The following is a 23,206-nucleotide window of genomic DNA, read 5'->3' on the forward strand; positions in this document are numbered from 1 at the left end:
ATTTACTGGAAATTATTTTCTGGGACTTTTTCAGAAGCAGCTTATAGAATGTATTTGTTGGTCATTACATCTTAAAATCTGATTAAAGGATTGAATATATTTATGAATTACTCTTTAGTCTCTGAAACTATTCAACAGCAACAACAAACAAATCAGCTATTGCGCTGCCAAACAACAACAGCGAAACCAGAAAAACTTGTTTGTACGACTGAAAAAGCCATCATCTCACCTTTGGAACAATCAGATACAATTGCATTACTCCAATATGGGGGACTTCCAGCCGCCATCATCCTAGCTATTGCGTTTCTCATTCTTGCTTTAGCTGAATATAACAAGATATTTGTACCTGTAATGCTACAAAAGCGAGATGTAAAAACCAAATAATTTACTGATAGCTCGTAACTCAACTGTAAATGCGATTGCTATCCTCTCCTGCAACGATACCAAATTTTAGGTAAATCGACAGCTAGCGATCGCTCTTTACTTAAAATGCTCATGAAGTAATTGCTACTTCTACAATTACACTTTATATCCATGTATTCAAAATGTAGTAGAGGTGTACGGAGTCCACTTGATTTTTAACTACGCTTATAAACCAACTCCATTTTCAACTTCTCAATCTCCAACCTCAACTTGTCATTCTCCACCTTTAACTTAGCATTTTCCTCTCTAATCAACTCAACTTCATTCCTCTTACTCAAAGCCTGATTAATCGCTAACTTCCGCATATCTAACGAAAACCAACGCTGATAAGTTTGCGTATGAACTTGCACACTATGCCCCAAATTATCTGCCGCCGCTTTAATTGGTATTCCCAAAATATGCGCCCGAATTGCCCAAGCGTGACGTAAATCATAGGGTTTAAAATCTAATCCTATCTTGCGAAACCACCAACTAACTCGCTGTGTTAATGCCGTTATCTCAGCATGATTAGTGTTATCTTTTTTTGCGATCGCACTCCCCAACATCTCTACATATTTAGGATTTCTCAAATCAAAGTCATCAATCCATTGCCGATGTAATGGTAATGCTTGTCTCTCACCAGTCTTACAATCCTTATGAACTTTCCATGTCAAATCTAGATTTTCTTGACTCAACCACCAATCAAGATCGGGATTAATAAAAAGTTCCCGTGGACGTAAACCAAAAACTGCTAACATTCCATACGTCCAGCGCCAAAGTTGCCAGCTATCTTGAACATTTTGATTAACTTGATTACCTCTATTATGTTGGTAATCTTCAAACTTGGTAATTCCCTCAGATATTTCTGCATCGGTCGGTATATTTCGGGAATTATTCTCCGGCATTTTTGAATATTTCGATAAATCAATTTCGATATTGAATGTCACACAAAATGCTGCGATCGCTCTAGCTGCATTATACTTAGCCCATTCCTTATCGATTTGTTCAATTGAACTTATCATATTTGCAGCAGTCGCTAAATCTTTGGGATTCGTAAATCTCTTTGTTCGGGAAAAATAATAAAAAAAAGTATGTTCACTTTTAGTTGTGCGTTTATGAGTTTTAAAATACTCATTCTCAAATTGTTCGAGTAATTCTCCTATAGTTTTAAAATCTTTTTTAATTGCCTCATTTCCTAAATATTTATCATTCCATTCAAAAGTTTTCCGAGCGATTAACTTGCCTAACTCATAAGCTTCTTCCTCAGCCGTTTTGAGTCCATCTAAATTAGAGGGAATATTCAAGCTGAGATTGTATTGCTTTCTCCCAGTCCCATTACTGTCCTTGTCTCCCGGTTTAATTGGTAACGTCGCTCTTAATTGCAGACTTCCATTCGATTCTCTAATTGTTACTTTAGCCTTTGCAGACTTTAAACGCAGATTAACTTTCTCTAATTCCAGTAGTACTTTCGTTCTCATGTGTTCTTTTTGCTGCTGTGCTTGCAGAGATGAGCAAAAAAATGGGCGATTTAATCGCCTTGGTTCAGGACAACATTTAGATGATGCGTGAGTCCTGAACCTAGTTATGCTGTGTTTTTAGCCTATATTTAGCCTAAAAATAAATGTGTTATCAGCGAACAATGCTTATTGCTGACACTGTTTACTGCAAACATTAGACAGTTGAAAAGAATTAAACCACAAAAAGGATTACTCCGGCCCTTATCACGGTTATGACGGCTTCGCCATCTTCGCTCGTGATATGGACTTGGCACTCAACAGCCCAACCTGGGGATTAATTGGCGCTCCTTGGAATGAAAAAGCTAACGCTAAGAAGGCTGAAGCTAAGGCTAAGGCTGCCGTTTAGGGAAATGGGAGAGTGAGATAAGTAAGGATAACCTGGGGCTAAAACCCCAGGGGGGAGTTGGGAATACAAAATTCAAAATTGAAAGATTAAAAATTTATTTTGATTTTTGCATTTTGAATTTTGAATCATATTTCCACTCCCTACTCCCCACTCCCACCTCAATTACTAAAGAATTCAGTAACCTTGGAGATCCAGAAATGCCTCAGAATCCAGAAAAAATTCAAGATCACGTCGAGTTATTCCACCAACCGGAGTACCAAGAGCTATTTGAAAACAAAAAGCAGTTTGAAAACGGTCACGAAGCCGAAGAAGTAACACGAGTTGCAGAGTGGACAAAGAGTTGGGATTATCGTGAAAAGAACTTCGCTCGTGAAGCTTTAACCGTTAACCCTGCTAAAGGTTGTCAACCACTAGGAGCAATCTTTGCTGCTGTTGGTTTTGAAGGTACTCTACCTTTTGTTCAAGGTTCTCAAGGTTGCGTTGCTTACTTCCGCACGCACTTAACCCGTCACTACAAAGAACCATTCTCTGGTGTATCTTCTTCAATGACTGAAGATGCAGCCGTGTTTGGTGGTCTGCAAAACATGATTGACGGCTTGGCGAACTCTTACACTCTCTACAAGCCCAAGATGATCGCTGTCTGCACTACCTGTATGGCAGAAGTAATTGGTGATGACTTGCAGTCTTTCATCAACAACGCCAAGGAAGCTGGTTCAGTTCCTCAAGATTTCCCAGTACCCTACGCTCACACCCCTAGCTTTGTCGGTTCCCACATCACTGGTTACGACAACATGATGAAGGGAATTCTTTCTAACTTGACCGCAGGTCATAAGAAAGAAACCAGCAATGGTAAGATCAACTTCATCCCAGGTTTTGATACATACGTAGGCAACAACCGCGAAATCAAGCGGATTGCTTCTTTGTTCGGTTTTGACTACACAATTCTAGCCGACAACAGCGACTATCTGGATTCACCCAACACAGGTGAGTTCAATATGTACCCAGGTGGTACAAAGCTAGAAGATGCAGAAGATTCAATCAATGCGAAAGCTACGATCGCTCTGCAAGCACACTCCACCCTCAAAACCCGCGAGTACATCGAAAAAGAATGGCATCAACCAACCTCAGTTTCCCGTCCTTGGGGCATTAAGGGTACTGATGAGTTCTTGATGAAACTCAGCGAATTGAGTGGTATCCCCATTCCCGAACAATTGGAAATCGAACGCGGTCAGGCAGTTGATGCCATGACTGACTCCCACTCATGGCTTCACGGTAAGCGCTTCGCTATCTACGGTGAACCAGATTTAGTATACTGCGTAGTTGGCTTTATGCTAGAAATGGGTGCTGAACCTGTGCATATCTTGGTTCACAACAGCAACGAAGTATTTGAAGCAGAAATGAAAGAACTGCTTGCTTCTAGCCCCTTCGGTCAACATGCAACTGTTTGGCCTGGTAAAGACCTGTGGCACATGCGTTCTTTGATGTTCACCGAACCCGTAGACTTGCTCATCGGTAACAGCTACGGTAAGTACCTGTGGCGCGACACCAAGACTCCCTTAGTGAGAATTGGCTATCCTATCATAGATCGTCACCACTTACACCGCTACACCACCATCGGTTATCAAGGTATAATCAACCTCCTTAACTGGGTTGTAAATACCCTGTTTGAAGAAATCGATCGCAACACCAACATTCCTTCTAAGACAGATATTTCCTACGACTTGATTCGTTAGAAATTGCGTAGAAACACAACGTGTTAATTAAGGGCGGAAAATAATTCGTAATTCGTAATTCGTAATTCGTAATTATGAGTTATTTCCCCCTTTTTCTTTCTAGCATTTACCCAAGGGATTTCTAAATGGAAACCATCAATCACACTCACGAACACACTCACACTCATCCTCATCCTAATTACCATCCACCTAACCAGAAAAAACCAGGGTGGGTCCACAATCTTCTTAATCCGTTGCGGCGTGTGGTGGATGAAATTCAGGTTAAAAATAATCGCTTCGCTCATCTAATTTGCCAAACAATTCCTTGTTGTTGTCCCTTTGAGCGACAAATTAAATTATTTGGGAAGTCTATTGATATTCCACCACTATGTAAACTCAATCCTTTATATGACGAATTTGTAGGATTGCGTTTCCGCGCTCTATCTTACCTCGCTGATGTATGTGGAGAGGATGTCACAAAATACATTTGTTAGTCATTAGTCATTGGTCATTAGTCATTAGTTGTTAGTTATCCAAATGACAAATGACAAAGGAAAATTAACAATTAAGTACGAGAAGAGAGATGAAAAGCACCCAAGGCAAAATCAACGAGCTGCTGACTGAGACAGGATGCGAGCATAATCAGCACAAACAAACGGAAAAGAAAAACAAGTCTTGCGCCCAACAGGCACAACCTGGCGCGGCTCAAGGGGGCTGCGCTTTTGATGGTGCAATGATTTCTTTAGTGCCGATCGCAGATGCTGCTCATTTAGTCCACGGGCCGATCGCCTGTGCTGGTAATTCCTGGGGCAGTCGTGGTAGTCTGTCGTCTGGCCCTCAACTCTACAAAATGGGCTTTACGACTGACTTGGGTGAAAATGATGTCATCTTCGGTGGCGAAAAGAAACTCTACAAAGCGATTCTAGAACTCAAAGAGCGCTACCAACCAGCAGCAGTATTTGTTTACGCTACCTGCGTTACAGCCTTAATTGGCGATGATTTGGATGCTGTCTGCAAAGCGGCGGCTGAGAAAATTGGTATTCCTGTTGTTCCCGTCATTGCCCCAGGATTCATTGGCAGTAAAAATCTGGGCAACCGTTTCGGTGGTGAAGCTTTATTAGAATATGTTGTCGGAACAGCAGAACCGGAACATACAACGCCCTATGATATTAACTTAATCGGTGAATACAACATCGCCGGTGAAATGTGGGGAGTAACACCACTGCTAGAAAAGTTAGGCATCCGTATTTTATCCAAAATTACGGGCGATGCTCGCTACAATGAAATTCGCTATGCCCACCGCGCCAAGCTCAACGTCATGATCTGCTCACGAGCGCTGCTCAACATGGCGAGAAAGATGGAGGAGCGTTACAACATCCCTTACATTGAAGAGTCTTTCTACGGCATCGATGATATGAATCGCTGTCTGCGAAATATCGCTGCTAAATTAGGCGACGCTGATTTACAGGAGCGGACAGAAAAGCTAATTGCAGAAGAAACGGCTGCTTTAGATTTGGCATTGGCTCCTTATCGCGCTCGACTCAAAGGTAAGCGGGTTGTTTTATATACTGGTGGTGTTAAGAGTTGGTCGATTATTTCGGCTGCTAGAGACTTAGGTATTGAAGTTGTTGCTACCAGTACTCGAAAAAGTACTGAGGAAGATAAAGCCAAAATCAAGAAGTTGCTCGGCAACGATGGCATCATGCTGGAGAAGGGCAACGCTAAGGAATTGCTACAAGTGGTTAAAGACACTCGCGCAGATATGCTGATTGCTGGTGGACGTAACCAATACACCGCTTTGAAAGCTCGAATTCCTTTCCTTGATATCAACCAAGAACGCCACCATCCTTATGCAGGTTATGTGGGAATGATTGAGATGGCGCGGGAATTGTACGAAGCTCTGTATAGCCCGATTTGGGAACAAATACGCAAACCCGCTCCTTGGGAAGAAGAGGAGGAAGTTTAATGGCGATCGTTACCGCTTCTAACAAAGCACTGACAGTTAATCCCCTCAAGCAAAGTCAAGCTTTGGGCGCAACCTTAGCCTTTTTGGGATTGAAAGGGACGATGCCCTTATTCCACGGTTCTCAAGGTTGTACTGCTTTCGCTAAAGTTGTGCTAGTGCGGCATTTCCGGGAAGCGATTCCCCTAGCTACAACAGCGATGACGGAAGTCACTACTATCTTGGGTGGTGAAGAGAATGTGGAGCAAGCAATTCTGACTCTGGTGGAAAAGGCTAATCCAGAAATTATTGGTTTATGTAGTACTGGGTTAACAGAAACTAGAGGCGATGACATTGAAGGTTTTCTGAAGGAAATCCGCGATCGCCATCCCGAATTGAATGACTTAGCGATCGTTTTTGCACCTACCCCAGATTTTAAAGGTGCGTTGCAAGATGGCTTTGCCGTTGCTGTCGAAAGCATAGTTAAGGAAATTCCTCGCGCGGGTGGACTCAGAACTGAACAAGTCACAGTTTTGGCGGGTTCTGCTTTCACACCTGGGGATGTACAGGAAATCAAAGAGATAATCACGTCCTTTGGATTAGTGCCTATCTTTGTACCTGACCTTGGCGCTTCTCTAGATGGTCACTTAGAGGATGGTTATAGTGCGGTTACGGTCAGTGGGACTACCTTAAAACAGCTACGAGAAGTAGGTAGTTCTGCTTTTACCCTGGCATTGGGTGAAAGTATGCGGGGGGCTGCCAAGATTCTGGAAGAACGCTTTGGCACACCTTATGAGGTGTTTGGCGAACTGACTGGATTAGAACCAGTAGATGAGTTTATCCAAGCATTGGCGATTTTGAGCGGTAATAGCGTACCGGAAAAATACCGCCGCCAACGCCGTCAATTGCAAGATGCGATGTTGGACACTCACTTCTACTTCGGTGCAAAACGAGTTTCCTTAGCACTGGAACCAGATTTGTTGTGGTCAACCGTGCATTTCCTGCAATCGATGGGTAGTCAAATTCATGCTGTGGTGACAACCACGCGATCGCACCTCTTAGAAAAACTCCCGGTTAAAAGTATCACCATCGGCGACTTGGAAGACTTTGAGAGTCTAGCGGGTGGTTCTGATTTGCTGATTGGTAACTCCAATGTTGGTGCGATCGCAAAACGCCTCTCGATTCCTCTTTATCGTTTAGGATTGCCCATTTATGACCGCTTAGGTAATGGTCAATTTACCAAAGTTGGCTATCGAGGCACGATGGAACTTTTGTTTGGTATCGGCAACCTGTTTTTAGAGGCAGAAGAAGCCAGAGTTAAGCAGTTCCAAGAGTTCGGAATTGTGAGCGCAGAGTTTTGAATTCTTCTTCAAGAATTCAGAAGTCAGAATCCAGAATTCAGAATGCTTTTCAGAAAGAGTAAAACCTGCCACTGATTGTTTGCCTTTGGCGTTTCCGTAGGGAAAACCACTAAATATGCAGATTTAGTTCTTACTCTTGAATTCTGACTCCTGACTCCTGACTCCTGAATTCCTTCTTCCCAATTCAAAATTCAAAACTTTAGAGAGGAGAATTACAATGAAAATAGCCTTCACGACGAGTGACCGAGTTCATATTAATGCTCACTTCGGATGGGCAAAAATGATTGATGTTTACGAAATTACCGATGAGGGATATCACTTCGTAGAAACCCTCACCTTTGAAGGCGAACTCAAAGAAGATGGGAATGAAGACAAAATCACCCCAAAACTTGAGTCAATAGGTGACTGTACGATTATTTACGTAACAGCAATTGGTGGTAGCGCCGCCGCTCGGTTAATCAAGAAAGGTGTCACCCCAGTGAAGGCGCGATCGGAAGAAGAAGAAATTAGTGAAGTGCTAAACAAGCTAGTGAAAACCCTCAAAGGTAATCCTCCACCTTGGTTGCGTAAAGCTTTACAGCCAAAAACCACAAACTTTGCTGATGAAGTTGAAGATGAGGCAACAGTATGACCGCAAATAATAGTGTTAATGGAACCGCTACAACTGAAGTCTTGAACTCACCTTTTTTGAAGGTATTAATCAAACAAATCCGTGGTCAAGACAGTTATGGAGTTTATCGTACTTGGTCGGATGAGTTGATTCTCAAACCCTTTATTGTTACCAAACAAAAGAAACGGGAAATCTCCGTTGAGGGCGAAGTTGATGCGGTAACTCAAGCCCGGATTATGGCATTTTTTCGGGCTGTAGCGGCTGGTATTGAACAAGAAACAGGTTTGATATCCCAGGTTGTAGTTGATTTGAGTCATGAAGGATTTGGCTGGGCGCTAGTTTTTTCTGGCCGTCTTTTGCTAGCTGTGAAAACCTTGCGAGATGCTCAACGCTTTGGCTTTGACTCGCTAGAAAAATTAGCAGAAGAGGGAGAAAACTACGTCAAAAAAGGCCTTGATTTGGCGAAGCGCTTTCCTGAAGTTGGCAACCTGTAAAAATTTTAGATTTTGGATTTTGGACTTCGGCTACGCTCAGTCGAACGATGTTGGATTCAAGTTTTAATCATTAGCTTCATGACCATTTGATTAAAACAATATCATCCAATTCAAAATTTAAAATCTAAAATCCCAAATCCAATGTGGAGTGGCTGATTGTGCAAGCAGAAGAAACGAGTATTGAGGAACTACAAGGACAAATCAGACGCCTCAACAGCAAAGCCGGTCAAATGAAAATGGATCTGCATGATTTAGCTGAAGGGCTACCAACAGATTACACACAACTTATGGATGTTGCCTCTGCAACTTATGAAATCTATCGTCAGTTAGATGAACTTAAGCAACATCTGAAAAAATTGGAGAGTGCTAAATGACTGGAACTATTAATGAATTCAAGCAACTCGTAGATGCAGAAGAATTTTTTCAATTCTTTAACCTGTCCTACGACTTAGAAGTTGTGAATGTAAATCGTCTACATATTCTGAAAAAGTTCTCTCAATTCATCCAGGAAATTGATAATAATTCTCCTGACTTGAGTGAAGAAGAGAAATTAAATCAATATTCTTTGGCTTTGCAAAAAGCCTATCAGCTATTTGTCGAATCAACACCCCACGAACAAAAGCTGTTCAAAGTGTTTAACGACAAGCCGAAAAATGTAGTCACACTGACAGAAATCACTTCTGATTAGGAGGTATAAATTGGTTAACCTAACGCCTACCGAATTAGAACGCTATCGTCGCCAAATGATGCTTCCGAATTTTGGCGAAACAGCACAGAAACGCTTGAAGTCAGCGACAGTTCTGGTGACAGGTGTGGGGGGATTAGGCGGTACGGCGGCGCTTTACTTAGCAGTAGCAGGCGTTGGGCGGCTAATCCTAGTCCGGGGTGGTGACTTGCGGCAAGATGATATGAATCGTCAGGTTCTTATGACTGATGATTGGGTAGGTAAGCCAAGGGTATTCAAAGCTAAAGAAACTCTCGATGCGATTAATCCTGATGTCCAAGTGGAAACTGTTCATGATTACATCACCCCGGAAAATGTAGACTCGTTAGTACAGTCGGCTGATATGGCTCTTGATTGCGCCCACAATTTTACAGAGCGCAATTTGTTAAATGAAGCCTGTGTGCGATCGCGTAAGCCAATGGTGGAAGCCGCAATGAATGGGATGGAGGCTTACCTGACGACGATTATTCCTGGTGTGACTCCTTGTTTATCTTGTCTGTTTCCAGAAAAGCCTGATTGGGATCAGCGTGGCTTTTCAGTTCTAGGCGCTGTTTCTGGAACACTAGCTTGTCTAACGGCTTTGGAAGCTATCAAGCTGATCACCGGGTTTAGTCAGCCTCTATTGTCGCAATTACTGACAATCGACCTAAATCGAATGGAATTTGCTAAACGCCGTTCTCACCGCGATCGCTCTTGTCCAGTATGCGGTAATAGTGCGCCTTGGAGACACGCGCAATCCAATTCAATGGAACCCACGGCTACAGGTATTGCACAAAATACTTAATTTTGTCATTGGTCATTAGTGAATAACAAATGACGAAGGACAAAGGACAAATGACAATCCCCACCTGAAATCAGAACAACTAATCGCTACAAATCAGGAGACTTAATGGCCGTTATCTTATCAGAAAAAGCAGAATTTCATCTGCGGGCATTCCTCAAAGGTTCCGCATCGGACGCTAATGGCGCAACTAAAGGTGTTCGCATCTCGGTAAAAGATGGTGGTTGCAGTGGCTATGAATATGCGATCGATATCACCAGCAAGCCCCAACCAGATGATTTGGTAAGTCAGCAAGGCAAAGTACTGGTTTACGTTGATGCCAAAAGTGCGCCGTTATTAGACGGAGTTATCGTTGACTTCGTTGAGGGAGTGATGGAAAGCGGTTTTAAATTCATCAACCCCAATGCAACTGATACCTGCGGTTGTGGAAAGTCCTTCAAAACAGACGACGGTACGCCTACTGGTGTACCTTGCAGTTAACATCATTCCGTTACGCCAAGTCTGATTGTAGAGGCTTTCTATAGACACACTCCGCAGAGTTTCAATGCTCTTGAGGTAGCTTCTAGTTTGCTTTGCATCCCTTACCCCTATAAAGAAGCTAACTAAAATTAGCATCACTGTAAGAAGAAGGGAAGCAAAAAGTAGGATAGGTTGCTCAAATACTTCAGAAATTACACCAACTGTATAACGTTTGAGGAGAATCGGAAAATGGCTTCCTATCAAGTTAGATTAATCAACAAAAAAGAAGACATCGACACCACAATTGAAGTTGACGAAGAGACCACCATCTTAGAAGCAGCAGAAGAAAATGGTATTGAGTTGCCCTTTTCATGTCATGCAGGTTCCTGCTCTAGCTGTGTTGGTAAAGTTGTCGAAGGTGAAGTTAATCAAGACGATCAAAACTTTTTAGATGACGATCAGGTTTCTAAAGGATACGCTTTACTTTGTGTAACTTATCCTCGTTCTAATTGCACAATTAAGACACATCAAGAAGCATATCTGGTCTAAGTTACTACTTTGGTTGCTGCCTTTAGGAACCAAATAAAACATGAAGGATGAAGGATGAAAATATACTTCCTTCTTCCTTTCACAATTCCTAATTTATAATTAAAATGTTTACCAGCTTTAGTGTTACTGGCTGTTCATTAGAGCTATTGAGAACAGGAGAGCGAGGAATAGTAATTTTCCGTAAAACTCAGGATGAAACAATTTTAAAAAAACTTATATCAATAGGAATAATAGAAGGAACTAATATCACTATAAAACAACACTTTTCCTCTTTTATTCTCAATATTGATAACAGAGATTTTGTACTAGATTTAGAAAGTGTCCGAGCCATTTATGTTCGCGTTATTGATAATTACATTAGTTAGCATTTCTGTATAGCCTTATTTAATTTTTGCTAAAAAAATACCCGATTTATTTAACAAATCGGGTATCTATGATATTCAATTCTTAAAAATCTAATATTATTGCTGTAATTACACTATACTAAGCTATTACACTCTTTTCGTCACTAATATTTATTATATAAATGCAATTTGATATGAAAAATAGAGTGGCTTGCAAAAGAAGCCAACTCTATTTTTTAATCAACAGCAACTATCACATCTGATGATTTAATCACGGCATAAGCCTGCTTACCTTCTGCAAGTCCTAGCTTTTCTGCTGATGATTTTGTGATTATTGACACTAGCTCTACTCCTGGCGCTAGTTCTAAAGTTATCTCAGTATTAACTGAACCATGTACAACTTTTTTGACAGTACCCTTAAGAGAATTACGAGCGCTAATTTCCATGTTTTTAATTCACTAACTTGAACTCTTTATACCTTAGTTAGGTTAGCAAGTTTTGATTTTAAAACTAGCTATATTTAAGATATCTTAATAATTTTGAAATAATTCTAATTTACTTAATAGTGGTATTTCTGCTTGACGAGCATTACAAAAATTGGCAAAGCGATCATTTATTGAAAAAAGCAAGATAAAAAATTTAAAAAAACTAACTATTGATGGATATTATCATCCATTTAACACAGCTATTTTAATTATGTATAAATACTGAGGTTGAAAAATATTTATGTATTTATGATAACTAGACTAAAAAGAGGTTTATATTGTGCAGCATCAAGTTAATACAACAAGGCCAAATCTATTTTTTGAACATTTAAGTCCAGTTGTAGGTGTAGGATTTCCTGTTCCTAAAGACTGGTTGCCAATAACAAGTTTTCCCTTACTTATTCTAGTAGGTATGACTGGCGTGGGAAAAAGCACAATCACAAAAGCTTTGGCTGAAGAAGGCTTGGATTTTACACTTTTACCTAATCGTCGTGTTTTAACCGAACGTGTGATAATTGCACCAATGTTAAAAATGCAAGAGAAACTCGTGCAACCACATTGCCGGATTAAACGCCTAACTTATACTCGCCTTTATCGAGAATACTTTCCTGGTGGAATGGGTCACATTTTAGCTTCTCTACACATCAATCCACAAGAAGTCAACTCTATGTTAGTTTTCGATAGTTTGCGTGGTGAAAATGAGGTTCGCTATGCAGCTACAGCTTTGAAAAATGCTAAATTTGTAATGTTGACCGCACCAAATACGGTGCGTTTAGAAAGGCTTCTAAAACGTCATGATTCTTTTGATCGAATTGCTCATCAAGAATTAGACGATGGTATGCAAATTATCCCAGAAGTACTGAGCAATTTTGCTAGTTTGGGCGTACCAGAAGCTTCTGCTTATTTTACTCCTAAAGAAGAACAACAAATCTTAGAACTTGTAAGCAAACAAGTTGTTACAGGTGTAGAATTGCGAGAAAAACTAAAAATATTTGTGGAAGAGAGTCAGAACTATGATTCGGTTCCGACAAAACATATTTTAGAAGCGATGGATACAAGCGATCGCTCTCTTATAATTGATACTATAACCAGTCCCCAAGAATCAGCCAAAGCAATTATTTCTCGATTATGCAAATCTGTTAATATAAAAACTAATAAGTGAATATCCTTAGTAAGAATTAGTATAGGGATTGCTCAATGTCGCTATCTGAATTTGCAATTGTAGAAAGTACTCTCCGTGAAGGTGAACAATTCGTCAAAGCCAATTTCTCTTCAGATGATAAAGTCGAAATCGCTGAGGCACTTGCTGCATTTGGAGTGGAATATATAGAGTTAACGTCACCAATCGCTTCACCTCAGTCTAGACGAGACTGTGAACGATTATCTCGGTTAGGCTTGCCATCCAAAATATTAACTCACATTCGCTGTCACTTAGAAGATGCTAAAGTCGCTTTAGCCACAGGCGTCGCTGGGATTAATTTAACTATTGGTAGTTCTTCTTTGATGCGTCAGTTCAGTCATGGTAAAAATATTAATCAAATTATTGATTTAGCATCTGAAGTTTTAACTTTTATTCATCAACAAGCCCCCGATATTGAGTTACGGTTTTCGGCTGAGGATTCGTCACGCACTTCAATAGAAGATTTAATTACAATTTATTCTGAGATTGAAAAGTTAGGAGTTGTCAAACGCATAGGAATTGCCGATACAGTAGGAATTATTACGCCAATGCAAGTATTTGAATTAGTGAAGACTTTGCGCCAGTTCACTAATTTAGATATTGAGTTTCACGGTCATAATGATACAGAATGTGCAAATGCTAACAGTTATACAGCACTGGAAGCGGGAGCAACTCATATTGACACTTGTGTTTTGGGAATTGGTGAGCGAAATGGTATTACTTCCCTAGCTGGATTTATTGCTAGATTATATGCTACAAATCCAGAGCAGATTAAGTCTAAATATCGCTTGGATGAACTTGGTTACTTGCATGAATTAGTTGCGAGAAAAGTTGGAGTTTCTATTCCTTTTAACCACTGTGTTTTTGGTGAGAGTGCTTTTAGTCATAAAGCTGGCATTCATACTAAAGCTATGCTCAATAATTCGGAGACTTATGAAGCTATTAATCCCCGGAGTTTTGGTGTAACGCGTTCAATTTTAATCAATCATAAATTGGCTGGAAAACAGGCGGTTAATCACCGAGCTAATGAATTAGGACTTTCCTTTAATTTATCCCAGCTTAAAGATATTACCCATAGATTGAAAGCTTTAGCTGATAACCAAAGTCTTACCATCGAAGATGTAGATAATATTTTATATTCTTATCATTGTCAGTAAATTTGAAAATATACACACTTACTGTCCAAGTGCAGATCCCCGACTTCTTGAAGAAGTCGGGGATCTAAATCCACCTATATCTGCTATTAATCTATCTTATGTAAGAAAACTGTAAAAATTACTGCTTTTCCATTATTTTTCAAGCTTTTTTAAGATGAATGTTTGCTGTTCTTTATAAATGATTCATAATTTAAACTTATAAAATTGATAGCATATATGTAAGTTAAAAGAATTTGGATAACATTTTTTCAATAATGGTGAGGAATACTCACCATTCTGTTTGCCAAGCAAATTTATATTAGTAAGTTGTCAGAAATAAAGTTAACTAAGGAATACTGATGAATCGAACCAACAGTCAAAAATTGAGTGAAGTAACAACCCAATGGCTAATAGCAAAAGGCTATAATTTTAGCGATTTAAATCAGCCGGGTGAAAATGGCGATACAGCTTTAATGAAAGCGACAAGAGAAGGAGTTTATACAGTCGTCAAAGAACTAATTGATGCTGGTGCGGATATTAATGCTCGAAATAGCGATTCCAACAATGCTTTGTGGTTTGCTTGTTTTGGTAATCACTACGATTTAATTAATTTACTCTTGGCTCATAACATTGACATTAATAACCAAAATGATAACGGTGCAAGTGTTTTAATGTACGCAGCATCAGCCGGAAAGACAGAAGTTGTCAAGTTACTTTTACAACATCATCCTAACTTATATTTAAAAAACTTAGACGATTATAAAGCGATAGATTTTGCTAGTAACGTAGAAGTCTTAAGGATAATTAAAAATGCCATCAAGTCAGATATCGGGCAAAGCCTATCATGACGCTACCAAGCATTCTTACTTATCGGTACAACTTGACCCAAATTATGTAGATGCTTCAACACAGCCATCTGCATTTAAAGTTTATCCCAAGTTTTATCGGAGAGTGAAATTAAATCTCAATAATCCTGTTCATGCTTTTATCTCATTAACCAGTGCGATAACACTAGAAAAAGTATATAAAGATGGCCCTTATAAACTGCGGGTAAATCCATCAGCAGGCGCTTTGTATCCTACAGAAGTTTACGTACAGATTCGCGGCATTGAGGGAATAGTAAATGGTATATACCATCTAGAAGTTGAGAATAATTGTCTAACTCTCATCTATGAATTAATCGATGATGGGTTAGAGAGTTATATTATACCGGGTAAATGTATCAACGGATTCATCTTTTTAATTAGTTGTGTTTATTATAGGTCTAGTTGGAAATATCAAAATAGAAGCATGAGATATTGCTTCTTAGATAGCGGACACCATTTAGGTGCAGTTGCAGCTTCAGCTTATCTCTACAACCGAGATATACAACTAATTTTCGACTTTGATAAACTTACGCTCAATTCTGATTTGGGATTCGAGAATAAGGAGTTTATTACTGCTTGTGCGGTGTCAGGAGAAATACAAGACAAGAAAATCAGACACTTAAGGCTGAAAGTTCCTTTTGTCTCTGGTACTGATTATTTTGAATCCAATCAATTTATTGAAGATGCTTATCAAGCAACTACTCTAGAAAAGAGTCGTCAGCAAAAATTAGAGTATCCTCAATTTGATTTTGATCGGGATAAATTTTATCAAACTGTTTGGGATAGACGTTCTATTAGACGTTTCCGGAAAGAGGCTATTTCTCAAGAAGATTATTTATATGTAGTGCAACAACTTCAACAATCAATACCGACAGAAAACTATGAGGAAATAGAAATTTACTCAGTGGTGCATCGAGTAGAGGGAATGACACCTGGGTTATATAGAGGTACACATCTGGTTAAAACAGGTAATTTTAGTGAAAAGACAGGTTACTTATGTATTAATCAGGCTATTGCTAGAGATGGTGCTGTAACTTTATTTTTTGTGTCAGATTATTTAAATTATCAAACTGCTATGCAAATAGCTGGTTTTCTCGGACAGAGACTTTATTTAACTAGTAATTATTTGGGAATTCAGTGTAGTGGGATTGGTGCTTATTATGATGACGAAACCCAAGAATTATTAGAAACAAATAAAGATGTACTTTATGGAATGGTGATTGGAATATAAGCAGGAAGCTAAAGAGAGATGGCTAGAAATATGTATTACTTTAATGGTGATGACTCACATCCTATACAACCGACATCTGCGGATATTATACTGCGTCAACAACTAGAGGATTCTATTAGCAGATACTTTTACGAAGCGTGCGATCGCACCATTCAAAATCTTTTGTCTGATTGTCGGTGGTATGTCACAACCCACGCCAATGCTCTGACATTGGTAATTGAATGTCCCGATCAAGTTATTAATTGGCGTGTTTTACAAAAAATTGTGCCAATGGGGACATTGCTATATGGAATTGTTAACAGTGCTAAAATCCGTGTTTGTCCCCCAGAAAGTCAAGGTATACCTTTTGAAATGAGGGTAGATGAACTGTCTGTTTATCGGGATTGGGCATAGAGAAGAGAGACGCGATTAATCGCGTCTGTACAAGAGTTAGGAGTTTAAAATTTCTGCTCATTATTCTGGCTGATAAGTGCAGCTACCTCTTCAAAGACCACATCAGCAGAATGTTTGATAGCAGGACTTAACTCCAGTCCAAAACCAAGATTTGCCGCCTCAATTAAATAAACTGTCACATCTTCGGGAAAATCATTTTGAAAGATTTTCCGTCCGGCGGCTAAAGCATTATCCCAACGAAAATCGTGCAAGTTATAACTAGGTTCTGGCAAAGCTTCCAGTTCTTTTCCTGGAACTTTAAACACAGCACCCGGTTCAGAACCAGTTGAACTTGCATCAATAATTACTAATTGTTTACTACCTCTAGCTTGAAACATTACTTCCATCCCTGCGGTGCCACAGTCATAAACTCGCACATGAGGATGAGGGTTTTCAGCTAGATATTTTTGTAAACGTTGGGCGATGATTACGCCTACTGCGTCGTCATTGCGATTGAGATTGCCGCAACCGATAATAGTTAGCATTTTTTGTACGCCAATGTCTTCAGCCGTCACCAGCGCGATCGCATAAAGTACAATAAGTCAAAGCAATTCTTTCCTTTTGTCAAGCGTATGGATACTTTGACTACAAATAGACAGACATTAATTGAGGCAATTAATGCTCTCCCAGATGAAAAATTAATTGAGCTAGCAAGCTTTGTTGAATATCTTCAATATAAATCGACAAGGCAAAAAGAAGTAAACAATCATGGGTCTTCTTTTCTAATGTCTATTGCAGGATTAGGAGCTTCTGCGGAAACTGATATCTCAGAACAAGATGAAGATATATTAAAAAATGAGATTGATTCTGTACGTGGTTGGGGTCTTAAAGCAGATGACCGTGCATGACAGCAATCCTGGATACAAGTTTCTTATTTGCACTTACTAACAAGAGCGACCGCAATCACTCTCGTGTTTTTACTGTCGCAAAGACATTGAGTGAACCATTAATTTTACCAACCTCTGTTCTTCCCGAAGTTTGTTACCTAATTTCGTCTAGACTGGGACATCAAGTAATGCGTCATTTTTTGGTTGAACTTGCTGCTAGCGATATTCGACTGGAATCAATTCACTTTGAAGATTTAGAGAGAGTTAATGAAATTCTGTAACAGTATGCTGATAGTCAGCTTGACTTTACAGATGCAACGATTATTGCACTTGCAGAGAGAGAGAACATCAATCGCATCTTGACGCTTGACCGTCGTGACTTTGGTTTTGTTCGTCCGAGACACTGTGATTATTTCGAGTTATTGCCATAATCTGCAAAATACGAGGCTTTGACTGATGGGACAGACAAAGCCTCTGAAAAATAATTTATCAGTCGGAAACTATAAATCTATGCCATGTTTCTTGGCAATTTCAGTCAGTTTCTCACACTGATCTTGTGACACTTTAGTTAATATCTCTTCAGCCTGTTCTTTAGTACTTCCCTCTTTAGGAATTAAATACTTGACATAAAGAGATACAAAATCAGCAGCGATCGCTAAACCAGATAAAGTGTGTTTGTCAGCTTCTTTACCAGCGATCGCAGCTACCAAACCTGCTTTAATTGGGTCTGGTTTAACTTTCATGAACTGCTCGACCAGTTTCGGAACGTAGTCTTCTGGTGGCAAATTATCTAACTTACTTCTATCAGGAGTAAAGTTACATTCTGCGGCTTGAGCTTGCTCTAAAACACACCATTCTATGTATTCTTGCAATGCTGCATCGGGAACGCGAGGGAGATAATTATGTAGCGCTAAATCAGACACAAGCTTACCGTGTAAATTGCTGTTTTATGCAAATGCATTAAGGCAAGCCTAACGCACTGTTTCTATAAGTTTTAGTGTGGTATGCTACGAGTTTTGAATATGAGGCATTGGGAATAGGACATTGGGAATAGGGCATTAGAAAATCTCTGCTCAACTTCCTAATTTCTATTCCCTAATAACTCGCTTTAGATGTTCTTGTCCCCAGTCGCAAAGAGCTTTTAAGACAGGTATAAGAGTTCTGCCATAATCTGTAAAAGAATATTGCACTTTTAAAGGTACATCTGAGTACACTTTTCGGTTAACAATTCCATCATTTTCTAGTTCACGAAGTTGTTGAATCAACATTTTTTCAGTAATCTCAGGAATCAATTGTTTCAATTCGCTGTATCGTTTGGCTTCATCCTTCAAGTGCCAGAGAATCAAAATCTTCCATTTGCCACCTAAAACTTTTAGCGTTGTTTGCACAAATGATGTGCCTTGAGTTTGCTTTTCTGACATATATTATGCGAACTTACAAAAAAGTAAGTACTTCCCAAAAAGTAAGTATAAGTATATTTTTGGATTAGAGTAATTCTTATTTCGACGGTATAAAGGAAAAGCATGAAAGTTTTAGGTGCAATCGCTTTGGTAACTGGCGCAAATGGAGGTCTAGGTAAGTACTTCGTAGAGGGATTGAGAGCGCAAGGTGTAGCCAAAATTTATGCTGGCGCTCGCAAGGTGGATGCTTTAGCTGAACTGGTTGCAACTGATCCGCAGCGAATTATCCCGATTCAGTTAGAAATTACTGATGAAGAATCTGTTCGCCAAGCTGCACTAAAATGTCAAGATGTCAACTTGTTGATTAACAATGCTGGTGTGGGCTTGAACCAGGGATTGATTGCTGCACCTGATTTGTCTTCCGCTAGGGCAGAAATGGAAGTTAATTATTTTGGGACGTTGATTATGTGCCGTGCTTTTGCTCCCATCTTGAAACAAAATGGAGGTGGAGCGATCGCTAATATGGTTTCAATGGTGGCCCGGGTAAATCTTCCTTTTAATGGCAGCTATGGCGCTTCTAAAGCAGCAGTTTTGTCATTGACTCAGGCGGTTCGGGCAGAGTTGGCGGCTCAAAAAACGCTGGTGGTAGCAGTGTTACCAGGAGCGATCGATATTGGGATGGGTAAGTCTTTCCCTGATCCAAAAGTACCTCCAGAAGAAGTAGTTCGGGATGCACTGCAAGCTGTGGTTGATGGCATAGAAGAAGTTTACCCAGGTGAGCAGGCCAAGCAACTCAATGAGCAACTGATGCAAGACCCTAAAGGAGTTGAAAAGTTTATTGCGACATTTTTACCAGGTTAAAGAGTTGATGGAGCGATGTCTCCGACAGGCTACGCCTACGCATTTTTGGTGTTGTCTATTTGTGTAAACTAGGGCACACTTGTAAAGCAGGTATAAACATATAATTTGTTCATGAAACCTGCTTTACATAAAGGGCAACTAATCACATGGAAGGACGATCGCTGGTTTGGTTTCATACAACCCGATGTCGGGTAAACCACCATAACCAGCACTGCGTATCTAGCAAAAGTTTCACTCCTCACCGCCCTCAAATGCTGCCAAAATTTCTTCTGGCAAAGGAGTATTGAAGTCATCTGGTACTACAAAACGCCCTTTATCTTGTCCTAAACTATTGAGTCGATTTGATGAGGAGCGAAACGGAACAAACTTGGCAACAGGAATACCTCGGTTGGAAATAATGATTTCTTCTCCAAGTTCTACGCGCGACAACAGCTTTGAGAGATTCGTTTTAGCTTGATGAATATTTACAGTTTCCATAAGATTAAACTAAGTCTGTAAACTAAGTTTAGTCTGGTTGTCATAGTGAAACAAGAGCGATCGCTTCTTAGGTGGTATAGACAGTAACTATCATTCTTGGATAAAGCGATCGCCTTGTTAGTGTTCTCAACTTGATGGCTGTTAGCCAGCACTGGGTTAAATCAGACTATTAATCTAATTGTGCTGAATTAGGAGAGCGAACGCTTTATTGGTTAATACTTATACTTTCCAACTTTCTATGATGAATTACTTTAAAGTTATCTGTTAGATCCCCAGACTATATTAAGGGCTTATCTCTGGGTGAGTACACAGAAGCCTATTTAAATTCTCTGAAATCATTAATTACGTAATTGCGTGGTATAGTAAATACAGGTATAATTAAATAATGTCATTGCAAATTACACGTATAATATCAGTTTTTGCTATATGTATCTCAAGACAGTCTTCATTCGTTTCTATAAATCCTTCAACGACGATTTCATAAGAAAAAATAAGAACAAAGTGAAACCTAAACCTTGGGAAAAGATAGATAATGCTTTTTACCCGTATATTGAAATTCCTCTTGATCCCAAAATTACAACAATCGTTGGTGCAAATGAATCTGGCAAATCTCACTTACTCAGTGCTATTGAAAAGGCTATATCTGGCAACAATATAGAACGTAGTGACTTTTGTCGTTATTCTCATTTTTTTACGGTTAAGCAGAATGAATTGAAATATCCTGACTTTGGTACTGAATGGTCTGATCTGTCAAAGTCTGAAGAGGTAAGCTTAAGAAAAATTATAGAAATTCCTGAGAATATTATTTTTGATAGATTTCTAGTATTCAGAAAAAATATTAGTAATATAACTGTATATTTGCCTGAAAAAGGAGACTACAGACCATATAGAATTGGGGAGAGACAAGTTAGCGAGTTGCAAAGTTTACTTCCTGAAATACTCAGAATTGAATCTGATGTTGCACTGCCGTCCAGTGTTCCCATTAAGAAATTAGTCCACTTAGGCCAAGAGAAGTATCTTGATAGCAGAAGATTTGAACTTTTGGATCGGGAACAAAGAAGCAGAATTGTGGACGCGCTCGACGAATTTAGTGATAACCCAGAACTAGTTACTAAAGTTCGTCTTTTTTGGGGTGAAAATAAGGATGTTGTTGACCCCGATGCGATTGAGACAATGAAATCAATTATTTCAGCACTGGATGAAGCAGTATTCAGCCTTAATGAAAAAGAAAGGAGAGAGAAAGAAATCAATTTAGCTTATAAATTGATTTGCAAAATTGCTCAAGTTGATGCCAATGCTTTACTTGATTTAGCTGGGGCGATTAAAAAGGGAATGCAAGGTTATGCAAATGGAATCATCGAGAAGATTAACCGCCAATTATCTATTAATTTAAACTTTCCTAACTATTGGGTTCAAGACCGAAACTTCTGTTTGAAAGTTATGGCAAGAGACTATGACTTAGTATTTACTATAACAGATAGAACAGGAACTGAGTATTCATTTGAGGAGAGAAGCCAAGGATTACGATACTTTCTCAGCTATTACATTCAGTACCGATCTCATGAACCTCATCCAAATAAAACTGAAATCCTTTTAATGGATGAGCCAGATGCTTATTTATCTAGCCAAGCACAACAAGATTTACTTAAAGTATTTGGCTCTTCGGTTGCTTTTATGGAGATTGTTCAAAATAATTGAATTATAGTGAATATAATTTAGTGATGTTAATACCTGTAATATAGATTTGACAGGTGTTTAAGAGATATTAAGCATAGTTTTAAAACCCCGGACTTATAACTTGTATTATAAAATAGTAAGTTTTAGGTGTGCGCCATGAAGTTTCCTGTAGAGCAAATCTTGAATCTTCCCGATATGAAAGTATTAGATTTTCAAGAAGTTGTTGGGGAAGAAATAATTATAACGATAGAAAAAGGCGTGAATTATTCGACTTGTCCTGACTGTGGAAAACTTACTCAAAGTATACATCAAAATCATTGGCGGATGATTCATGATTTACCGTGGAATAAAAAACCAGTACTCTTAAAAATAAATCGCCGCCAATTTAAATGTCATAAGTGTAAAAAAGTATTTAGCGAACAACTAAATTTTGTAGAGAAAAGTAAAGGATATACTAAAAGATTAGCATCCGAGATAGTTCAACAAATATTAAATAGTAATATTCATAGTGTTGCCAAAAGAAATGGCTTAAGTGATGAAGAAGTAGAATCAATGTTAAAAAGCCAGGTGTCAGAGATATTAAGTATTAACTTAAGTCAGATAAAAAGGTTAGGAATAGATGAAATTGCCTTGGTGAAAGGTCAGGGAAATTATCTAGCAGTATTAGTAGATTTAGATAGTCGTAAACCAATTGAGATAGTGCAGTCGAGAAGAATAGAAGATATTCGTGAAGTCCTTGTCAGTTGGGGAATTGATGTACTTAATGAAATAGAAGAAGTGAGTATTGATCTCTGGTCGCCTTATAAAAAATTAGTAGAAGAGTTAATGCCAAATGCCAACATAACTGCTGACAGATTTCATGTGATGAAACAAATTACGGATGAGTTAGATACTATGCGTAAAAATGAGAAGAAAGCTGCAATGTCGTTAGATGATAAATCAGAAAAAACCAGAAAGTTAGAGGCACTAAACAAAAGTAAATATAGCTTACTAAAAAACGAAGACTCTTTAAATGAAAAGCAAAAATTGAAATTACAATCTGTGCTAGAAGTTTCGCCTAATCTCGCTAAGATGCACGCACTTAAAGAACAATTCCGCCAGATATTTGATACAACTAAATCTTGGGGAGATAGCATCACTAAATTATTAGACTGGATGTATGATGCTCGTTCATATTTTCCGAAAAGTCTTGGGACAATGGTGAGATGGTTTGGGGAAATAGTTGGTTATTTTGACGGCAGAACTACTAGTGGTGTTGTAGAAGGAATTAATAATAAACTCAAGTTAATTAAAAGACTTGGGTATGGCTTTCGTAACTTTAACAATTTTCGCTTACGCAGTTTATTAAACTGGCACTTTTCTATTAATTCTCCATAAAAGTAGCTGAAGAACC

The 23,206-nt window shown here is 39.1% G+C and carries 29 protein-coding genes and 1 pseudogene; 24 read left to right on the plus strand and 6 right to left on the minus strand.

The genetic code is table 11. The features are described 5' to 3' along the window. The first annotated feature begins 102 nt into the window (after positions 1–102). Positions 103–384: a hypothetical protein gene (locus CDG76_RS16060; protein ID WP_094349959.1), complete on the plus strand. Its 282-nt coding sequence runs from the start codon at positions 103–105 to the stop codon at positions 382–384. A gap of 194 nt (positions 385–578) precedes the next feature. Here the strand turns inward: CDG76_RS16060 and CDG76_RS16065 are convergent, their stop codons facing one another. Continuing rightward, complete coding sequence (locus CDG76_RS16065) at positions 579–1,880, minus strand: site-specific integrase (protein ID WP_094349960.1); 1,302 nt, start codon at positions 1,878–1,880, stop codon at positions 579–581. A gap of 217 nt (positions 1,881–2,097) precedes the next feature. Here CDG76_RS16065 and CDG76_RS39625 point away from each other — a divergent pair. The 13 genes and pseudogenes from CDG76_RS39625 to CDG76_RS16130 all read left to right on the plus strand — a co-directional run. After that, positions 2,098–2,265 (plus strand): annotated as a pseudogene (locus tag CDG76_RS39625) (nitrogenase molybdenum-iron protein alpha chain); the annotation flags it as partial. 197 nt (positions 2,266–2,462) lie between these two features. After that, complete coding sequence (gene nifK, locus CDG76_RS16075) at positions 2,463–3,998, plus strand: nitrogenase molybdenum-iron protein subunit beta (RefSeq protein WP_094349961.1); 1,536 nt, start codon at positions 2,463–2,465, stop codon at positions 3,996–3,998. A gap of 125 nt (positions 3,999–4,123) precedes the next feature. Continuing rightward, positions 4,124–4,471, plus strand: a complete 348-nt coding sequence (locus CDG76_RS16080; protein WP_094349962.1) for a Mo-dependent nitrogenase C-terminal domain-containing protein — start codon at positions 4,124–4,126, stop codon at positions 4,469–4,471. A gap of 89 nt (positions 4,472–4,560) precedes the next feature. Continuing rightward, positions 4,561–5,943, plus strand: a complete 1,383-nt coding sequence (gene nifE, locus CDG76_RS16085) for a nitrogenase iron-molybdenum cofactor biosynthesis protein NifE (protein ID WP_094349963.1) — start codon at positions 4,561–4,563, stop codon at positions 5,941–5,943. Further along, positions 5,943–7,280 carry a nitrogenase iron-molybdenum cofactor biosynthesis protein NifN gene (gene nifN, locus CDG76_RS16090; protein WP_094349964.1) on the plus strand — a complete coding sequence of 446 codons (1,338 nt, stop codon included), beginning with the start codon at positions 5,943–5,945 and terminating at the stop codon, positions 7,278–7,280. The genes nifE and nifN overlap by 1 nt, the downstream gene beginning before the upstream one ends. A gap of 217 nt (positions 7,281–7,497) precedes the next feature. Then, on the plus strand, positions 7,498–7,911 hold the full coding sequence (gene nifX, locus CDG76_RS16095; protein ID WP_094349965.1) for a nitrogen fixation protein NifX: 414 nt from the start codon (positions 7,498–7,500) through the stop codon (positions 7,909–7,911). Then, positions 7,908–8,384, plus strand: coding sequence for a NifX-associated nitrogen fixation protein (locus CDG76_RS16100; RefSeq protein ID WP_094349966.1), 477 nt, complete (start codon positions 7,908–7,910; stop codon positions 8,382–8,384). Before nifX ends, CDG76_RS16100 begins: the two co-directional genes overlap by 4 nt. Positions 8,385–8,542: 158 nt before the next feature. Continuing rightward, a complete protein-coding gene (locus CDG76_RS16105) occupies positions 8,543–8,758 on the plus strand; it encodes a CCE_0567 family metalloprotein (protein ID WP_094350024.1) in 216 nt (71 codons plus the stop codon). Next, positions 8,755–9,072 (plus strand): nitrogenase-stabilizing/protective protein NifW, encoded by a 318-nt coding sequence (gene nifW / locus CDG76_RS16110; protein WP_094349967.1) that lies wholly within the window; start codon positions 8,755–8,757, stop codon positions 9,070–9,072. Before CDG76_RS16105 ends, nifW begins: the two co-directional genes overlap by 4 nt. Before the next feature lie 10 nt (positions 9,073–9,082). Then, a complete protein-coding gene (locus CDG76_RS16115) occupies positions 9,083–9,892 on the plus strand; it encodes a HesA/MoeB/ThiF family protein (RefSeq protein ID WP_094349968.1) in 810 nt (269 codons plus the stop codon). Positions 9,893–9,997: 105 nt separating this feature from the next. Continuing rightward, positions 9,998–10,369 carry a HesB/IscA family protein gene (locus CDG76_RS16120; protein ID WP_094349969.1) on the plus strand — a complete coding sequence of 124 codons (372 nt, stop codon included), beginning with the start codon at positions 9,998–10,000 and terminating at the stop codon, positions 10,367–10,369. Positions 10,370–10,597: 228 nt separating this feature from the next. Continuing rightward, complete coding sequence (locus CDG76_RS16125) at positions 10,598–10,897, plus strand: 2Fe-2S iron-sulfur cluster-binding protein (protein WP_069069799.1); 300 nt, start codon at positions 10,598–10,600, stop codon at positions 10,895–10,897. A gap of 104 nt (positions 10,898–11,001) precedes the next feature. Continuing rightward, positions 11,002–11,262: a FeoA family protein gene (locus tag CDG76_RS16130; RefSeq protein WP_094349970.1), complete on the plus strand. Its 261-nt coding sequence runs from the start codon at positions 11,002–11,004 to the stop codon at positions 11,260–11,262. A 215-nt stretch (positions 11,263–11,477) separates the two neighbouring features. On the opposite strand, the gene CDG76_RS16135 is transcribed toward CDG76_RS16130, so the two are convergent. Then, on the minus strand, positions 11,478–11,687 hold the full coding sequence (locus CDG76_RS16135; RefSeq protein ID WP_094327429.1) for a TOBE domain-containing protein: 210 nt from the start codon (positions 11,685–11,687) through the stop codon (positions 11,478–11,480). A gap of 319 nt (positions 11,688–12,006) precedes the next feature. Between CDG76_RS16135 and CDG76_RS16140 the strand changes: the two genes are divergently transcribed. From CDG76_RS16140 to CDG76_RS16160, 5 genes are all read left to right on the plus strand, one after another. Continuing rightward, entirely contained in the window at positions 12,007–12,888 is an 882-nt protein-coding gene (locus tag CDG76_RS16140; protein ID WP_094349971.1) for an AAA family ATPase, read from the plus strand. Positions 12,889–12,923: 35 nt separating this feature from the next. Then, the gene (lysS, locus tag CDG76_RS16145) at positions 12,924–14,063 is read left to right on the plus strand and encodes a homocitrate synthase (RefSeq protein ID WP_094349972.1); all 1,140 of its coding nucleotides are present in this window, start codon (positions 12,924–12,926) and stop codon (positions 14,061–14,063) included. Positions 14,064–14,401: 338 nt separating this feature from the next. Further along, the gene (locus tag CDG76_RS16150) at positions 14,402–14,890 is read left to right on the plus strand and encodes an ankyrin repeat domain-containing protein (RefSeq protein WP_094349973.1); all 489 of its coding nucleotides are present in this window, start codon (positions 14,402–14,404) and stop codon (positions 14,888–14,890) included. Beyond that, positions 14,853–16,139: a SagB/ThcOx family dehydrogenase gene (locus CDG76_RS16155; RefSeq protein WP_094349974.1), complete on the plus strand. Its 1,287-nt coding sequence runs from the start codon at positions 14,853–14,855 to the stop codon at positions 16,137–16,139. Before CDG76_RS16150 ends, CDG76_RS16155 begins: the two co-directional genes overlap by 38 nt. Positions 16,140–16,157: 18 nt before the next feature. After that, positions 16,158–16,532, plus strand: coding sequence for a hypothetical protein (locus CDG76_RS16160; protein WP_094327434.1), 375 nt, complete (start codon positions 16,158–16,160; stop codon positions 16,530–16,532). 44 nt (positions 16,533–16,576) lie between these two features. Here the strand turns inward: CDG76_RS16160 and CDG76_RS16165 are convergent, their stop codons facing one another. Next, on the minus strand, positions 16,577–17,056 hold the full coding sequence (locus CDG76_RS16165; protein ID WP_094349975.1) for a hydrogenase maturation protease: 480 nt from the start codon (positions 17,054–17,056) through the stop codon (positions 16,577–16,579). Between the two features lie 87 nt (positions 17,057–17,143). Between CDG76_RS16165 and CDG76_RS16170 the strand changes: the two genes are divergently transcribed. Both CDG76_RS16170 and CDG76_RS38340 read left to right on the plus strand, forming a co-directional pair. Continuing rightward, positions 17,144–17,419: a DUF2281 domain-containing protein gene (locus tag CDG76_RS16170; RefSeq protein ID WP_094349976.1), complete on the plus strand. Its 276-nt coding sequence runs from the start codon at positions 17,144–17,146 to the stop codon at positions 17,417–17,419. Then, the gene (locus CDG76_RS38340; RefSeq protein ID WP_223265252.1) at positions 17,416–17,679 is read left to right on the plus strand and encodes a PIN domain-containing protein; all 264 of its coding nucleotides are present in this window, start codon (positions 17,416–17,418) and stop codon (positions 17,677–17,679) included. Before CDG76_RS16170 ends, CDG76_RS38340 begins: the two co-directional genes overlap by 4 nt. Positions 17,680–17,898: 219 nt before the next feature. On the opposite strand, the gene CDG76_RS16180 is transcribed toward CDG76_RS38340, so the two are convergent. Continuing rightward, complete coding sequence (locus CDG76_RS16180) at positions 17,899–18,321, minus strand: hypothetical protein (protein ID WP_094349977.1); 423 nt, start codon at positions 18,319–18,321, stop codon at positions 17,899–17,901. A 165-nt stretch (positions 18,322–18,486) separates the two neighbouring features. Further along, on the minus strand, positions 18,487–18,819 hold the full coding sequence (locus CDG76_RS16185) for a winged helix-turn-helix transcriptional regulator (protein WP_094349978.1): 333 nt from the start codon (positions 18,817–18,819) through the stop codon (positions 18,487–18,489). A gap of 102 nt (positions 18,820–18,921) precedes the next feature. Here CDG76_RS16185 and CDG76_RS16190 point away from each other — a divergent pair, with 102 nt between their 5' ends. Next, entirely contained in the window at positions 18,922–19,659 is a 738-nt protein-coding gene (locus CDG76_RS16190) for an SDR family oxidoreductase (RefSeq protein ID WP_094349979.1), read from the plus strand. A 231-nt stretch (positions 19,660–19,890) separates the two neighbouring features. Here the strand turns inward: CDG76_RS16190 and CDG76_RS16195 are convergent, their stop codons facing one another. Further along, entirely contained in the window at positions 19,891–20,136 is a 246-nt protein-coding gene (locus tag CDG76_RS16195; RefSeq protein ID WP_094349980.1) for a type II toxin-antitoxin system Phd/YefM family antitoxin, read from the minus strand. A 501-nt stretch (positions 20,137–20,637) separates the two neighbouring features. On the opposite strand from CDG76_RS16195, the gene CDG76_RS16200 reads away from it, so the two are divergent. Further along, positions 20,638–21,834: an AAA family ATPase gene (locus CDG76_RS16200; RefSeq protein WP_223265253.1), complete on the plus strand. Its 1,197-nt coding sequence runs from the start codon at positions 20,638–20,640 to the stop codon at positions 21,832–21,834. 135 nt (positions 21,835–21,969) lie between these two features. Next, complete coding sequence (locus tag CDG76_RS16205; protein WP_094348229.1) at positions 21,970–23,190, plus strand: ISL3 family transposase; 1,221 nt, start codon at positions 21,970–21,972, stop codon at positions 23,188–23,190. Positions 23,191–23,206: the final 16 nt, after the last annotated feature.

Source organism: Nostoc sp. 'Peltigera membranacea cyanobiont' 210A, assembly GCF_002246015.1.
Lineage (GTDB): Bacteria > Cyanobacteriota > Cyanobacteriia > Cyanobacteriales > Nostocaceae > Nostoc.

Excerpts from the sequence above, each read along its gene's own strand:
- CDG76_RS16060 (WP_094349959.1), top strand. The coding sequence starts at position 103 with ATGAATTACTCTTTAGTCTCTGAAACTATTCAACAGCAACAACAAACA.
- CDG76_RS16065 (WP_094349960.1), bottom strand. The coding sequence starts at position 1,880 with ATGAGAACGAAAGTACTACTGGAATTAGAGAAAGTTAATCTGCGTTTA.
- nifK (WP_094349961.1), top strand. The coding sequence starts at position 2,463 with ATGCCTCAGAATCCAGAAAAAATTCAAGATCACGTCGAGTTATTCCAC.
- CDG76_RS16080 (WP_094349962.1), top strand. The coding sequence starts at position 4,124 with ATGGAAACCATCAATCACACTCACGAACACACTCACACTCATCCTCAT.
- nifE (WP_094349963.1), top strand. The coding sequence starts at position 4,561 with ATGAAAAGCACCCAAGGCAAAATCAACGAGCTGCTGACTGAGACAGGA.
- nifN (WP_094349964.1), top strand. The coding sequence starts at position 5,943 with ATGGCGATCGTTACCGCTTCTAACAAAGCACTGACAGTTAATCCCCTC.
- nifX (WP_094349965.1), top strand. The coding sequence starts at position 7,498 with ATGAAAATAGCCTTCACGACGAGTGACCGAGTTCATATTAATGCTCAC.
- CDG76_RS16100 (WP_094349966.1), top strand. The coding sequence starts at position 7,908 with ATGACCGCAAATAATAGTGTTAATGGAACCGCTACAACTGAAGTCTTG.
- nifW (WP_094349967.1), top strand. The coding sequence starts at position 8,755 with ATGACTGGAACTATTAATGAATTCAAGCAACTCGTAGATGCAGAAGAA.
- CDG76_RS16120 (WP_094349969.1), top strand. The coding sequence starts at position 9,998 with ATGGCCGTTATCTTATCAGAAAAAGCAGAATTTCATCTGCGGGCATTC.
- CDG76_RS16125 (WP_069069799.1), top strand. The coding sequence starts at position 10,598 with ATGGCTTCCTATCAAGTTAGATTAATCAACAAAAAAGAAGACATCGAC.
- CDG76_RS16130 (WP_094349970.1), top strand. The coding sequence starts at position 11,002 with ATGTTTACCAGCTTTAGTGTTACTGGCTGTTCATTAGAGCTATTGAGA.
- CDG76_RS16135 (WP_094327429.1), bottom strand. The coding sequence starts at position 11,687 with ATGGAAATTAGCGCTCGTAATTCTCTTAAGGGTACTGTCAAAAAAGTT.
- lysS (WP_094349972.1), top strand. The coding sequence starts at position 12,924 with ATGTCGCTATCTGAATTTGCAATTGTAGAAAGTACTCTCCGTGAAGGT.
- CDG76_RS16150 (WP_094349973.1), top strand. The coding sequence starts at position 14,402 with ATGAATCGAACCAACAGTCAAAAATTGAGTGAAGTAACAACCCAATGG.
- CDG76_RS16155 (WP_094349974.1), top strand. The coding sequence starts at position 14,853 with ATGCCATCAAGTCAGATATCGGGCAAAGCCTATCATGACGCTACCAAG.
- CDG76_RS16160 (WP_094327434.1), top strand. The coding sequence starts at position 16,158 with ATGGCTAGAAATATGTATTACTTTAATGGTGATGACTCACATCCTATA.
- CDG76_RS16165 (WP_094349975.1), bottom strand. The coding sequence starts at position 17,056 with ATGCTAACTATTATCGGTTGCGGCAATCTCAATCGCAATGACGACGCA.
- CDG76_RS16170 (WP_094349976.1), top strand. The coding sequence starts at position 17,144 with ATGGATACTTTGACTACAAATAGACAGACATTAATTGAGGCAATTAAT.
- CDG76_RS38340 (WP_223265252.1), top strand. The coding sequence starts at position 17,416 with ATGACAGCAATCCTGGATACAAGTTTCTTATTTGCACTTACTAACAAG.
- CDG76_RS16185 (WP_094349978.1), bottom strand. The coding sequence starts at position 18,819 with ATGTCAGAAAAGCAAACTCAAGGCACATCATTTGTGCAAACAACGCTA.
- CDG76_RS16190 (WP_094349979.1), top strand. The coding sequence starts at position 18,922 with ATGAAAGTTTTAGGTGCAATCGCTTTGGTAACTGGCGCAAATGGAGGT.
- CDG76_RS16195 (WP_094349980.1), bottom strand. The coding sequence starts at position 20,136 with ATGGAAACTGTAAATATTCATCAAGCTAAAACGAATCTCTCAAAGCTG.
- CDG76_RS16205 (WP_094348229.1), top strand. The coding sequence starts at position 21,970 with ATGAAGTTTCCTGTAGAGCAAATCTTGAATCTTCCCGATATGAAAGTA.